Genomic DNA, 12,946 nt, shown 5'->3' with positions numbered 1-12,946 from the left:
CGAATAGCCGCGATAGCAATCTAGATGGCAAGTTTTGAAAATATTAAAAAAACAAAATAAATAACTTAATTTCACAAACCAATAAACGAGAACAGCCTTATGTTGGATTTAAATCGCCTTGCCACTTTTGTGGCCGTGGTGGAGTCGGGTGGGTTTACGGCTGCGGGCGATAGGCTAGGAATGGCTAAATCTTTGGTGAGCCAGCAAATCAGCAAGCTGGAATCGCAGCTTGGGGTGGCGCTGCTCACGCGTAGTACACGCAAAGTGCTGCTGACCGAAATCGGCGAGCAGCTTTATGCCGATATTGCCCCGCTGCTGCTGGCGGCGAATGAGGCGCTTGATCGACTGGGGCAGGTAAAAGCATCAGGCCTACTGCGCATTACTGTGCCGGTGGATTACGCCGGTGCGGTGTTGGCCCCGCTTCTGGCAGAGTTTGCTGCTTTGCATCCTCAGCTGGAGATTGAATTACTGGCCACCGATGAGGTGCTTGATCTTTTGGCCGAGCGGATTGATGTGGCGTTTCGCTTGGGGCGTTTGCAAGATTCTGCGCTGCACGCCATCAAGCTGGCGCAGTTTGCCGAATGCGTGGTGGCATCCCCCTTGTGTCTGGCGAAGTACCCCGCGCTGACGCATCCTCAGGAATTATCCATGCTGCCGTGGGTGGCGATGACGCGGCTGCAAGCGCCGCTGACTTGGAAATTTAATCATGGCGATGAGTCGTGCACCGTCAGAATGCGGGCGGTGATGCGGGCCAGTGCGCCGTCTTCTGTGTTGGCGCTGGTTAGAAGTGGGGCGGGCTTGTCGGTTTTGCCTGATTTTATGGTGGCCGATGATTTGGCGGCAGGGCGTTTGGTGCATCTTTTGCCTGAATGGACTATGCCTGCCGGTGGCATCTATGCCGTTTATCCAAGCGCTCGTTATTTGCCTGCCAAAGTCAGAATTCTGCTTGATTTCATGCGTGCAAGGCCGATGACTTAGGAGAAAATCGTGGCCTACTGCATGATCGCTGGTCGTGTGTTCCGGCCCTCTGATCTGTTAATGCGATGTGTTTTGCATTGCAGGAATATGCTGTAAGCATGATTGGATTTTTGGGCAAAGGGGGCGTCATGATATCGAGTTTGCTTTTGGGCGCAGCACTGCTGAGTGCCCCTGTGCCCAATGCGGGTGAAGCCCCCGTGTTGCAAGAAAGCTTGGCTGCAGCAGCTAAGTTTGAATCGCTTGATGCCTGGGAAGCTGCCACGCTTTATTGTGCGGCAGCCAGAAAAGGCTCGATAGAAGCACAATATCGTTTAGGTATGCTCTACGCCTTTGGTGAGGGTGTGCCTGAGAATAGAAAAATGGCAGCAACCTTGTTTTCTGGTGCAGCTCAACAAGGGCATATGCGGGCGCAAAACATGCTAGAAACCATCAGGCTGGGTGCAAGTGCCTTGCCGCCTTGTATCTTGGCTGATATCAAGCCCGAGAAAGCGCCCGAGCCACCGATGCCGCCTTTTCCCGAACTTAGCGCCAATCAGCAAAAAATTGCCCGTATCGTGCGGCAAATTGCCCTGTGGCACGATGTTGATCCGCAGTTCGCTTTAAGTATTGCAAGGGTGGAATCGCAATTAAACCCGCAGGCTTTATCACCTAAATTAGCACAAGGCGTGATGCAGCTGATTCCGGAAACGGCTGAGCGTTTTAATGTGAAAGATGCGTTTAATGCCAGCCAAAACATCAAAGGCGGGGTGCGCTATTTGCGTTGGTTGCTTGATCGCTACCAAGGCAATGTCGTGCTGGTGGCTGCAAGCTATAACGCGGGAGAAAAAGCAGTAGACCGTTATCGCGGCGTGCCACCTTATGCTGAAACACAAGAATACGTGGCAAAGGTGATCAAGTTTTATCCCTATGCTCAGCACAAAATGAAGCAACGGCTGATTAGCAAAGCACAAATGCGACCGATTTTATAGGTGTGGTGTTTTTTTACTTCACAGATGCTATGCAATGATCTTTTTAGTGCCTTCGGCTCGTTGATTTTGGTGCGAAGTATTTAATTTCTGAACGGCCAGAAATCATAGTACGCAAAGAGGCTCCCCGATGTTCCCTGCGTGCTTCGTGGTTCAATATTTGGGTTTGCCTTGCCTAACACCCCTCAATAATCCTCATCCTCCCCACCTACTACTTTGTAAATCACAGAAACAGAAAAACCACGGCTGATGAGAAAGCGTAGTTGTTTGTTTTTTTCTTTGGGGTCTTGAGGTGGGCTGCCAAATTTTCTTCGCCAAAGTGCACGGGCCTGCTCTAGCTCGGTGTCGCCGTGCTCTTCCATGACGCTTGAAATAATTTCGCTGGAAACGCCTTTTTGCTGTAGCTCGGCACGTAAGCGTTGCGGCCCGTAGCGTTGGGATCGGTAGAACACCCATTGTTCGGCAAAGCGGGTATCAGATTGCCAGCCGCGCTCGATAAAATCATCCAGTACCGCATCAACTTCGCTGGGGTCTTCTGCAAAAGGGAGGAGTTTGAGCCGCAGTTCGCCGCGTGAATGATCTCGGCGCGCGAGGTGTTGCAGGGCTTTATTGCGTAGAGCGGTCGTCATTTCTTACTCGTTCATTGCATCGGCCCCTGTGGTGGGGTCGATAGCCAGCCCCTCTGGGGAGGAGGGGCTGGCTCGTGCTATTTAAGCTTCTAACTCTTCTTCTTTGCCATCTTCAAGTAAAGCAGCAGGATCGATTGGCAATAAGCCACCCGCGCCTAATTTTGCGCGAATTTTTTGCTCAATTTCTGCGGCCACTTCAGGGTTGTCTTTAAGGTATTGGCGGGAGTTTTCCATGCCTTGGCCAATTTTATTACCATTGTAGCTGTACCATGCACCGGCTTTTTCAACGATTTTATGCGTAACGCCGTATTCGATGATCTCGCCTTCATGGCTAATGCCCTCGCCGTAAAGAATATCAAAGGTCACGATGCGGAACGGCGGGGCCACTTTGTTTTTGGCGATTTTTACTTTGGTTTGGTTGCCAATGATCTCGTCGCCTTTTTTAACCGCGCCAATACGGCGGATATCAAGACGAACCGATGCGTAGAATTTCAGCGCATTACCACCTGTGGTGGTTTCAGGGCTTTGGCCCGGCATCATATTGCCAATCTTCATGCGCAGCTGGTTAATAAAGATGACCAGCGTGTTAGTGCGCTTGATATTGCCGGTGAGCTTACGAAGAGCTTGGCTCATCAGGCGTGCTTGCAGACCCACGTGTACATCGCCCATTTCGCCTTCGATTTCGGCTTTGGGTGTGAGTGCGGCAACCGAGTCAACCACGATAATATCTACGCCGCCAGAGCGAACCAGCATGTCGGCGATTTCTAAGCCTTGCTCGCCGGTATCGGGCTGAGAGATCAGCATTTCAGATACGTTTACACCCAGTTTGCTGGCGTAAACAGGATCGAGTGCGTTTTCTGCATCGATATAAGCAGCCACGCCACCAAGCTTTTGCACTTCAGCTACAACGTGCAAGCAGAGTGTGGTCTTGCCTGAAGATTCTGGCCCGAAAATTTCTACAACACGCCCGCGAGGTAGGCCGCCAACGCCAAGGCCCAGATCCAAACCAAGGGAGCCGGTGGAAACCACTTGCAGATCGCCTTGAATTTGATTTTCGCCCATTTTCATGATGGCGCCTTTGCCGAACTGGCGTTCGATTTGCGCGAGTGCCGCGGCGAGTGCCTTGCTCTTGTTGTCGTCCATGTGTGTGTCCCGAGCGCTGTTTAAATAAGATGGGTGATTATAGAACAATCGTTCTGTAAATGAAAAGTGTTTTACTGATTTTGTGGATCTTGCCACTTTACTCAGTGTGGCTGGCGGTGCTCTGCGTGGGGCTTATTGGGCAGAGTAAAGTAGAAAACGGTGTGGCTGCCTGCCTGAGATTTAGCCCAGATGCGCCCATCATGGCGGTGGATAATTCGCTGCACAATGGCAAGGCCTATGCCATTACCGGTGAGCTCGGCATGTGAATGCAGGCGCTGAAAAGGCGAAAATATTTTATTGGCATGGGCCATATCAAAGCCGATTCCGTTGTCCTGAATGAAGAAAACAGTTTGCCCATTGATCTCATTTGCGCCAATGGCGATTTTTGCATCTTGAGTTTGCTCGGTAAATTTCCATGCGTTATCGAGTAGATGTCTGAGCGCAATCAGCATCAACTTAGGGTCGGCGTTGGCCTTTAAGTTGTCCTCGATATGAATATCAATTTGCCGTTGTGGCTGCAGGCTGCGGAATTCATCAACGATTTCTTCGCTTAAAGCGCTTAGGTTGATGGTCTGGCAGCGCACTTCAATGCGGGTGAGTTTGGATAGATTAAGTAAATCGTCAATCAGGCTGGTCATATTGTGCGTGGTACTGCGGATGCGCGCTAAATAGTTGCGGGCATTGATATCCAGCGAGCCAATATAGTCTTCCAGTAGCACTTGGCTAAAGCCTTCGATGGTGCGTAGCGGAATGCGCAGATCATGCGATACCGAATAAGAAAAAGCTTCCAGCTCGTGATTGGCCGAGGCCAGCGCTCGGGTGCGTGCTTCAACCACTTCTTCGAGGTGATTGCGGTAGCGTTCCATATCCAGCTCGGCTTGCTTGCGCTCGCTGATATCAATAATAAAGCCTTGCAAAGTGCGTTTATTATCGGCGTCGCACTGGGCTGAGGCGGTGAGTAGTACCCATTTTTCTTCGCCGTTGCTGCTTAAAAAGCGGCATTCAAATTCAGAAATCCCGGTCTTGCTGGTTTCACTAAAGAGGCGGTAAGCGTGGTGTCTGTCGTCCGGATGCAGATAGCTGGAAAGAAAGCCTTCCTGATACCACTGAGCTAAGGGGTAGCCAAGCAGTGCTTCGGCTTGCGGGCCAACATAGGTGAGCCGCCATTCATCCGGGTTGGCATCCCAGGGGATAATATGCGTCGATTCAACCAGCCTGCGATAGCGATCCTGGCTGGCGCGCAGGGCTAGCTCAATTTGCCTGCGGCCAAGGATGTCGGTTTCCAGTTGCAGGTTTTTTTGCTCAAGCGTGAGGATTAAATCGCTAAGCGATTTACGGGTGGTTTCTAAGTTTTGCCCCAGGGTGCCGATTTCATCACTGCGCCGCCAGATAAAGGCTTCGTCCAGCTCCCGGCGAGCAAGCTGAATGGCTTGGCGGGATAGTTCGGCCAGTGGACGGATAATGCGTGATTCAAGCAGTAATAGAATCAGCCCAAGGCTGAGTACGATTTGTAAAAGTACTGCGGCCAGATAGAGACGTTGCTCGCTGCGAATGCGGGTGGTGGCATTGCCATCGTCTAACTCAATGGTGATGGTGCCAATATTGCTGCCTTGCTTACTCACTACACGGGTGAGGGAGTGTAAATGGCCTCGGCGGCGCTCTGGCTTATTGGCTTCAATAAACAGGCCTAGCGTGGAGTCATTAACCGTAATACGCACAATGCGCTCGTCGCTGATCACTGATTCCAGCAGGGGCTTACCTGCATCAGGAGAGAGATTCCAGAGTGGCTCCTGCATACCCAATACCAGAATATCTGCAATGCGCTGGTGATCCAGATTGATTTGTCGCTGGGCATTATCCAGCTGGCGAGTCAGGCTGATATAGCCATTCACGCCAGAGGGCAGTAATAAGCCTAAAAGGGTGGCAAAAATAATAGCGGTTCGAAGCGACAGATTCATAGCGTGGTGGGGCTTGGCTTGGGTAGGTTGAGGGTTTCAGATGTTAGTTTAGATCAAGTCATGGCTTTCTAGTAAAACGTATCATCATTTCATGATTCTTAATCAAGTATTATGAATCGCTTTTGTTAATGTTTTTGTAAAAACAATTGAGCGATGTCTTGTTGCTTGAATATTGAGATGGGCCGTATTCATTATATTTTTCTGTTATGTATGAAATTGTTTTTAGCAGGTAAGCGCGTCAGATTCAGAATTGATTTATAAGGAAAAACCATGAAGGTGATTGTGTTGGGGGCAGGTGTGATTGGTATTACCTCGGCCTGGTTTCTAAGCCAGGCAGGGCACGAAGTGACGGTGATTGAGCGTGCACCTGAAGCGGCAAGAGAAACCAGCTATGCCAATGGCGGGCAAATATCCGTTTGCCATGCCGAGCCTTGGGCTAATCCAAAAGCACCGTGGAAAGCGTTGCAATGGTTGGGTGAGGAAGACGCGCCACTGCTATTTCGCTTTAAGCTTGACTGGAATCAATGGCGCTGGGGTTTGCGCTTTTTACAACAGTGCACACGAGAGAAGGCGCGCTACAACCTGCAAAACCTGGTGCGCTTGGGCTTGTATAGTAGAGATACTTTGCAAGCTTTACGTGCGGCCACCGGTATTGAATATCATCAGCGCACCGAAGGGATTTTGCATTACTACACCGAGCAAGCCGAGTTTGAATCAGCCATCCCTGCCGCCAAGTTAATGGGCGAGTTGGGCCTAGATCGGCAAGTTAAATCGACAGCAGAGTGTTTATTGATTGAGCCTGCTTTGCGTGATTCGATGCGCCCGATTGTCGGTGGCACGTATACGCCGAGTGATGAATCGGGCGATGCACGCTTGTTTACCAATGAATTAGCGCTCCTGTGCGAGCAGGCTGGGGTGAAGTTTCGCTACGATTGTGAAATAGCGGGCTTTGATTGTGCGGGAGGTGATGTGCAGGCCGTGCGAGTGGTAGGGGGCCATGGTGCAGAGTCGCTTAGCGCAGATGCTTTTGTGGTGAGCTTAGGTAGCTACAGTCCGCTGCATTTACGCCCATTAGGGATTAACTTGGATATTTACCCTGCTAAGGGGTATTCCGCCACGATTCCAGTGCGTGCCGAGCATTGTGCACCGACTGTAAGCCTGACCGATGATGGGCATAAACTGGTTTTCTCTAGATTGGGGGATCATCTGCGCGTGGCAGGGACAGCAGAGTTTGATGGCTATAATCTGGATTTAAAAGCCGTGCGTTGTAAGGCGATTATTGATCGTGTAAGGGATATTTTTCCCAACGGTGGCGATTATGCATCTGCTGAGTTCTGGACAGGCTTGCGCCCAGCAACGCCAGGCAATCTGCCTTATATTGGCCGTACACGCTATCCAAGCCTATGGCTGAATACGGGGCATGGCACCTTGGGCTGGACAGAGTGCTGTGGCTCGGCATTGGCGATTGCCGATTTAATTTCCGGTAAAACGCCTGAGGTTGATTTTTGTTTTCAGTAATTGAGGCGGTCTAAATAAATAGTGGTCTATTTATTTAGACTAATTACCTTGCGACGTGGTTTTTGTTGAGAATATGATGCGATTAATTTGTTGCTATTTATTATGCTATGCATTTACTCAATCAGCATGGGCAATTAATGTAAAAGTGCAGTCTAGGGTGCTTCCCCGTTGCGCAATTTCTAGCAAAGTATCTGCGATAACCGCGGCTGCTTCAATCTGCTCACGGCCTTTAAACTTTGTGCGTTCATTTAAGCGTATTGAGAATAGCGGTGCCTCGGCCGTGGAGCGCGTTGTGATGGAGTTTTAAATGATTAGTTGTATGTTTCGATTTGCATTTTGTTTGTTCTTGGTATTGTTTTCTTTTTCTGCGCTTGCAGAATCTCAGCGTGTGAGTGCCGAAGTCATAGGAAGTTGTGTCTTTGCCCAGCCTGATGATGTAGTGCTTGATTTTGGTGGTTTAACGCCGGGGCAGGGAGATCGCAATGTGGTAGGCGAGGTGAGTTTTTCCTGTTCTAAAGGCACACGCTATAAGGTGGAGCTTGATAATGGCCTCTACTTTAATCAAGGACAGGGCCGTACCAGAAAAATGGCAAATAGCAAGGGCGGGGATTATCTGCCTTATCACTTGCAAAGCAGTCTGAGCGGCGGCGTGGGCTCGGGGGAGGCTGTGCTTATTCCATTAAAATTAAGTGCCAGTGTGCGCGGTGCAGATTATCTTGCAATTAAAACTGGGAATTATTCTGATTTAGTTGTTTTAAAAATAAATCCGTAATTTATTTTTATGTTGATAATTTTTTATTTTTATATAGGTGTTTCTAATGCAATGTAAAAGTACCCCTTAATAATCATTTGAATGATATAGATCACCCTTTTTTTGTAAAGTATTTAGCTTATTGTCGTCGGAAATTTATTATAGAATTCTCCTTGTTATTACTTATTGACTTTATTAAATAAAAGAGGGATTCAATGAAGAAAATGATTTTGGCTACTTTATTTGCCTCGGCTACTTTTCCTGCTATTGCTGCTAATGTAAATGTCCATGTATTAGGCAAAGTATTACCCGTTTGCACTTTTGTAAGCCCATCTGATGTCACCATGACAATTCCAGATATGACCCCCGGTATTGTTGAAAATAAACAAACAACAGCGGATATCAGTTTTTGGTGTTCCAAGGGCACCAGCTACACAGTTTCGATGAACGATGGCTTAAATGGTGCAGACGGTAAAAAAAATATTAAGCTAGCCAGTGGTGATGTTGGTGATTTGATTGAATACGATCTGACCGTAGATAAAACATCAGGCGTGGGTGAGGGCGGTTTAAAAGAAAATAAAGTCATGCTGACGGCCACCGTAGCAGGCGATGCATATCAAAATGCCAAGGCGGGTGATTATGCCGATACGGTTGTGCTGACTGTTGCTCCTTAAGTGCTCTGCTAAAGAGGCATGCCGTTTCATTGCACCCGCTCTGGCAGAGATTCAGTGTGCACGCTGGATTTTAAAAAAAGCATGCGGGGTGATGACTAAGGTGGGGCTTCCCTAGGGGAGGCTCTGCATTATTCGGTTTCGTTATTCCCATTTAGGTGGGAATCCAGTATTTGCACTGGATCTTCGATAACACATTCGGAGGTGACAATTTAATCAGTACTTCCCTAAAGACATTGGCCACTTTGCTGCAGTAGCGGCAGGGTTTATTGGGTCATGTTTTTCTATTCTTGCGCCAAGCTAGCCTGCCCCCACTCGGCGGGGCGGGTAGGCGGCGTGATCTAAACATTACTTCAAAGAGCCTGACATGCAAAAGGTCTTGATTCGCTTATTAGCTGGATGGATCAGCTTGTTTTGTGCCGGTGCTTTTGCCGCACAGTTTTCTGTATCGCCAGTGCGTCTGGATTTTACGGCTAAAGATAAAACCTCTTCTATTACGATTGCCAATGTGGGAGACACCCCCTTGCGTGTGGCGCTCGACGCTAAGCGCTGGGAGCAGGATGCCACTGGCGAAGATCTGTATAGCGATACCAGTGATCTGTTGTTTTTTCCTAAGCAAGCGGAAATCGCACCGCATAGCCAGCGCGTAGTGCGTATTGGTTTGCGGGTGCCCAGAGCCGCCAATGAGCTGGCTTATCGCCTGTATGTGAATGAGCAGCCACCGCTTAAAAGTGAGGTGGGTAGCTCTCAGCTATCAATGGTGCTGAGTTTTGGCGTGCCGATCTTTGTTCAGCCCGCCTCTTTAAACTTGGCTGCGGCCATGGAAAATAGGCAGCTTAAAAAAGGCGAATTCAGCTTTAGGCTGAAAAACACCGGCAATGCCACTTTAAGATTGTCTTCGTTAAAAAGTGAAACGCTAAAACTGGATCAGCAAGAATTCAGCGCATGGTATTTATTGGCGGGGGCAGAGCGTGATTACCATTTTCCTCTGGCGCATTGCTCGCCAGGCCATCACCAAATTGATGTGTCTTTTGATCGCCATCGCCTGAGTGTGCCCCTGGACATTCCCGCATCGGCTTGTAAATAATGGCACGTAAAATTGCCTTATGGGCCTTGCTATTATGTAGCTGCCGCTTTGCAAGTGCCGCCGCCGAGCCGCTGATCCTTAATATCATGCTCAATGGCATGGCAAAAGGCGATCTTGAAGCCAGATTAGAGGCCGATATTTACTGGCTGGACGTGGATGCTCTTAAAGGCATGGGCCTGAGTGAGGTAAAAGGCAGTAGTCAGCTTTTTGCTGGGCGTCGTTTTGTGCGGATGGATCAAATTACGGGCGTAAAGGCCGAGCTTGATTTGAATTTGTTGCAAGCCAGTCTGCAGTCTGATCCTGCTTTATTGCCACTACAAACATCGAGCTTCTCCCAGCAAAATCATATCCGCCCTTGGCAGGGAGGGACATCGGCTTATTTAAATTATGCGGTGTCGGCTGGCCGAGATGTCAGCGGGCAAACGGTCATTGGCTTAGCGCCCACATTAAATATGGCCACACAGGGCTGGAATCTACGTAGCCGCCACGATTATCAGAGCCAGGATCAAGGCTGGCTGCGACTGGATAGCACGCTGAGCTACGATAGCCCAGATCAAATGATGCGCATCACCTTGGGAGACATTTCATCTACAGCGGGGGCTTTGGGGCGCGGTGTGTCGATGGCGGGGATAGGGGTAAGCCGTGTGTTTTCAATGCAGCCTTATTTTGAAACAAAGCCGGGCTTAAATGGCGGTGCGCCCATCACCAGTCCATCCAAGGCTGAAATTTTTATCAATGGCGTGATCGTCAAAAATATTGATCTACAGCCGGGGATGTATCAGTTTCAAGACCTGAGCTATTTTTCAGGTTTTCAGGATATTGCGGTGGTGGTGAGAGATCAGTATGGCAACCGTCAGGTTTATAATTTGCCCTATTATTTTGATGACTCCCTGCTGAAGTCTGGCTTGCACGAGTTTAATTACAATGCGGGCGTTGAGCGAAAAGAGGGCTTCGATCACTATCAGGGTGCTGCATTTTCAGGCTTGCACCGCTACGGCGTGAGTGATTATCTGACCGTGGGTTTACGTGCAGAGCGCACCCCGGGGCATCAGAGCGCAGGCGCTTTGGCTAATATCCGCCTGGGCGATTACGGCGTGCTGGGGGCGGCTGCATCCTGGGCAAAAAATGGCGAAGAGCAGGGGCAAGCAAGCCTGTTTAACTATCGCTATGAAGAGCAGGCTTTTAATTTGCGCGCCATGTTGCAGCAGCAAAGTGCTCATTACCTACCCGCCATGTTTGATTTGCCTGTGCCCGCATGGAATGGCAGCGTGGGCTTTGGTTTTGGGAGTGAAAATATGGGCAACTGGGGTGTGGATTTAATGCGCCAGATGGGAGGGACGGCAGAAACAGCGAATGCTTTAAGGCTGAGTTTTTCTGCAAGCCCGGTGCGGGATTTCTCGGTGTCTACAGCGCTTTCACTTCGAAACAATGGCACTCAGGGGTTTATTAATTTAACTTGGCTATTCGATGGCAATCAATCGGCAGGCATGGGCGTGCAGCGTGATGAATTGAATCAGCAAAGAATCAATGCCTATTACGCCAAAAATACCCCCGCAGGTGAGGGCTGGTCATATCGGATTAATACAGAGCGTGATCGGGTAGGTACATCGCAAGATGCCTATGTGCAGGGGCGATTTGCGCAATCTCAACTCACGGCAAGCGCAAGGCAATACGATGGCCGTAGTAGCTACAGAGTGGCTGCCGAAGGTGCGGTGGCTTATGTGGATGGTCTGTGGGGTGCAAGTCGGCCTATTAATCAAAGCTTTGCTCTGGTTCAGAGTGAAGGTTTGTCTGGGGTAGGCGTTACGCAAAATAGCCAGTTGATTGGCCATACCGATGAAGAGGGCTATTTGTGGGTGTCAGAATTAAGTAGTTATGGGCAACAGCAAATTGCCTTGGTGCAGGATGATATTCCTATTGAATATACCTTGCCTAAGCTGCGTCTTGATGTGATGCCGGGGCAAAATATGGGGCGGCGGGTTACCTTCGCGGCCAAGAAAATCCGTGCTTTTGAAGCGCGAATATTAGATACCCAGCAGCAGCCCTATATCAATACGCCGATGCGCTTAAAACAGCCCGATGGCGAGTTGCTTGCGATGACCGATGTCAATGGAAAAATCTATCTGGAAGACATCGCGCCGGGCAAATACCCATTTGAATTACAAAACAAGGGTGTGTCTTGTACGGTGTGGATTGATGTGCCTGATGCTATGGGTGAAGTGCTGGATCTGGGTGATTTAATCTGTGGCGGGGAAGTAGCGAGTGTTAGTTAAAAAAATCATCGGTATTGCCGCTGTTTTACTGCCTGCGTATTCCCTGGCGGGGATGTGCTCCTTTGGATCGGTGCAAGAAGTGGCTTTTGGGCAATACGCTCCGAGTTTAAGTACCGAAACAATCAGGCAGCAGTTAATTACAGCTAGCTGCACTCAGGCGGCTAAGCTGTCGATCTCGTTTGGCCCCAGCCAAGTTTCGGGCACCATTAATGATAGGAAAATGCGCAATATAGGCGGTGGCAGCAGCCTGCTTCGCTATCACCTGTATAAATCAACATGCAAAGCGCCCGAGCTGGGTACGGGCAAAGATGCTTTAAGCGTTTTGGTTTCGGCTGGTGTCGTGACGCCCATCTATTTTTGTGGCGTAATCCCTCCTTTACAGCAGGTGGATGTGGGTAACTATGAGGATTACGTGGTGCTGACTATATCGCCTTAGTGTGGATGTGTTGTTTAACCGCTGAATTAAATTAGGTGCTTAGTGGTCAAAATTGATACTTCTCCAGCCCGCTATTACTCTCAGCTAGACGAAAGTTGCTTCTTCAGCTCTTATGCCCCGTCAGACTCCTAAATACTCACACCGAACATGTGCGAAAAGACGCGCAGGCCGGTAAATTCAGGCACTAGGCATTTATGTCCATCATAATTACCAATGAAAGTGATGTGCTGTCAGTTCGTAAGCGAATTGGTGTTATTGCGTTTAGCATGCTCGATGGTGAGGTTGGGTTTCTTGATGGTGCGATTGAGTTGGCATCTTTGCGCCACGAAGCCGCTGTTGAAGAAAACGACCCAGACTTTATGGTTTTTGTTGTGATTGCATCCGAGATCGATCATCTACCTATCGGCGAGCCAAGAGTATTTTGGTGCAAAGAGGCTTTGACTAAACATCAGCCTGAAATTGAAGCGAAAAATGCGTGGGCTAAAAGTGTAGGGATGAGCGCTTGCCTGCATCTTGCTGAGCGCTTTTATGCCTGAT

12 protein-coding genes are annotated in these 12,946 nt (G+C 49.3%); 9 read left to right on the top strand and 3 right to left on the bottom strand.

Annotated features, from left to right (window positions below):
* The first annotated feature begins 99 nt into the window (after positions 1 to 99).
* Positions 100 to 978 (top strand): LysR family transcriptional regulator, encoded by an 879-nt coding sequence (locus tag VN23_RS07560; protein ID WP_046352959.1) that lies wholly within the window; start codon positions 100 to 102, stop codon positions 976 to 978.
* A gap of 128 nt (positions 979 to 1,106) precedes the next feature.
* Positions 1,107 to 1,946 carry a lytic transglycosylase domain-containing protein gene (locus VN23_RS07555; RefSeq protein ID WP_046353108.1) on the top strand — a complete coding sequence of 280 codons (840 nt, stop codon included), beginning with the start codon at positions 1,107 to 1,109 and terminating at the stop codon, positions 1,944 to 1,946.
* 182 nt (positions 1,947 to 2,128) lie between these two features.
* Here VN23_RS07555 and recX read toward each other — a convergent pair whose 3' ends face one another.
* The 3 genes from recX to VN23_RS07540 all read right to left on the bottom strand — a co-directional run bounded on the left by recX (position 2,129) and on the right by VN23_RS07540 (position 5,673).
* Complete coding sequence (recX, locus tag VN23_RS07550; protein ID WP_046352960.1) at positions 2,129 to 2,572, bottom strand: recombination regulator RecX; 444 nt, start codon at positions 2,570 to 2,572, stop codon at positions 2,129 to 2,131.
* Between the two features lie 81 nt (positions 2,573 to 2,653).
* On the bottom strand, positions 2,654 to 3,715 hold the full coding sequence (gene recA / locus VN23_RS07545) for a recombinase RecA (RefSeq protein WP_046352961.1): 1,062 nt from the start codon (positions 3,713 to 3,715) through the stop codon (positions 2,654 to 2,656).
* Between the two features lie 101 nt (positions 3,716 to 3,816).
* Positions 3,817 to 5,673 (bottom strand): ATP-binding protein, encoded by a 1,857-nt coding sequence (locus tag VN23_RS07540; RefSeq protein ID WP_052746725.1) that lies wholly within the window; start codon positions 5,671 to 5,673, stop codon positions 3,817 to 3,819.
* A gap of 270 nt (positions 5,674 to 5,943) precedes the next feature.
* Between VN23_RS07540 and VN23_RS07535 the strand changes: the two genes are divergently transcribed.
* From VN23_RS07535 to VN23_RS07500, 7 genes are all read left to right on the top strand, one after another.
* A complete protein-coding gene (locus VN23_RS07535; RefSeq protein ID WP_046352962.1) occupies positions 5,944 to 7,191 on the top strand; it encodes a D-amino acid dehydrogenase in 1,248 nt (415 codons plus the stop codon).
* 319 nt (positions 7,192 to 7,510) lie between these two features.
* The gene (locus VN23_RS07525) at positions 7,511 to 7,963 is read left to right on the top strand and encodes a spore coat protein U domain-containing protein (RefSeq protein WP_197433050.1); all 453 of its coding nucleotides are present in this window, start codon (positions 7,511 to 7,513) and stop codon (positions 7,961 to 7,963) included.
* A gap of 194 nt (positions 7,964 to 8,157) precedes the next feature.
* Complete coding sequence (locus tag VN23_RS07520; RefSeq protein WP_046352965.1) at positions 8,158 to 8,616, top strand: spore coat protein U domain-containing protein; 459 nt, start codon at positions 8,158 to 8,160, stop codon at positions 8,614 to 8,616.
* 364 nt (positions 8,617 to 8,980) lie between these two features.
* Positions 8,981 to 9,700 (top strand): fimbrial biogenesis chaperone, encoded by a 720-nt coding sequence (locus VN23_RS07515; protein ID WP_052746726.1) that lies wholly within the window; start codon positions 8,981 to 8,983, stop codon positions 9,698 to 9,700.
* Entirely contained in the window at positions 9,700 to 11,973 is a 2,274-nt protein-coding gene (locus tag VN23_RS07510; RefSeq protein WP_046352966.1) for a fimbria/pilus outer membrane usher protein, read from the top strand. The genes VN23_RS07515 and VN23_RS07510 overlap by 1 nt, the downstream gene beginning before the upstream one ends.
* Entirely contained in the window at positions 11,963 to 12,409 is a 447-nt protein-coding gene (locus VN23_RS07505; protein ID WP_046352967.1) for a Csu type fimbrial protein, read from the top strand. Before VN23_RS07510 ends, VN23_RS07505 begins: the two co-directional genes overlap by 11 nt.
* A 194-nt stretch (positions 12,410 to 12,603) precedes the next feature.
* On the top strand, positions 12,604 to 12,945 hold the full coding sequence (locus VN23_RS07500; protein WP_052746727.1) for a DUF2489 domain-containing protein: 342 nt from the start codon (positions 12,604 to 12,606) through the stop codon (positions 12,943 to 12,945).
* Position 12,946: the final 1 nt, after the last annotated feature.

The organism is Janthinobacterium sp. B9-8, assembly GCF_000969645.2.
In the GTDB taxonomy this organism is placed as follows: domain Bacteria; phylum Pseudomonadota; class Gammaproteobacteria; order Burkholderiales; family Chitinibacteraceae; genus Iodobacter.
The sequence above is the reverse complement of the archived record's forward strand: the minus strand, read 5'-3'. Positions and strand labels throughout refer to the sequence as shown.

Coding starts and splice junctions, on each gene's coding strand:
- VN23_RS07560 (WP_046352959.1), top strand. CDS start 100: ATGTTGGATTTAAATCGCCTTGCCACTTTTGTGGCCGTGGTGGAGTCG.
- VN23_RS07555 (WP_046353108.1), top strand. CDS start 1,107: ATGATATCGAGTTTGCTTTTGGGCGCAGCACTGCTGAGTGCCCCTGTG.
- recX (WP_046352960.1), bottom strand. CDS start 2,572: ATGACGACCGCTCTACGCAATAAAGCCCTGCAACACCTCGCGCGCCGA.
- recA (WP_046352961.1), bottom strand. CDS start 3,715: ATGGACGACAACAAGAGCAAGGCACTCGCCGCGGCACTCGCGCAAATC.
- VN23_RS07540 (WP_052746725.1), bottom strand. CDS start 5,673: ATGAATCTGTCGCTTCGAACCGCTATTATTTTTGCCACCCTTTTAGGC.
- VN23_RS07535 (WP_046352962.1), top strand. CDS start 5,944: ATGAAGGTGATTGTGTTGGGGGCAGGTGTGATTGGTATTACCTCGGCC.
- VN23_RS07525 (WP_197433050.1), top strand. CDS start 7,511: ATGTTTCGATTTGCATTTTGTTTGTTCTTGGTATTGTTTTCTTTTTCT.
- VN23_RS07520 (WP_046352965.1), top strand. CDS start 8,158: ATGAAGAAAATGATTTTGGCTACTTTATTTGCCTCGGCTACTTTTCCT.
- VN23_RS07515 (WP_052746726.1), top strand. CDS start 8,981: ATGCAAAAGGTCTTGATTCGCTTATTAGCTGGATGGATCAGCTTGTTT.
- VN23_RS07510 (WP_046352966.1), top strand. CDS start 9,700: ATGGCACGTAAAATTGCCTTATGGGCCTTGCTATTATGTAGCTGCCGC.
- VN23_RS07500 (WP_052746727.1), top strand. CDS start 12,604: ATGTCCATCATAATTACCAATGAAAGTGATGTGCTGTCAGTTCGTAAG.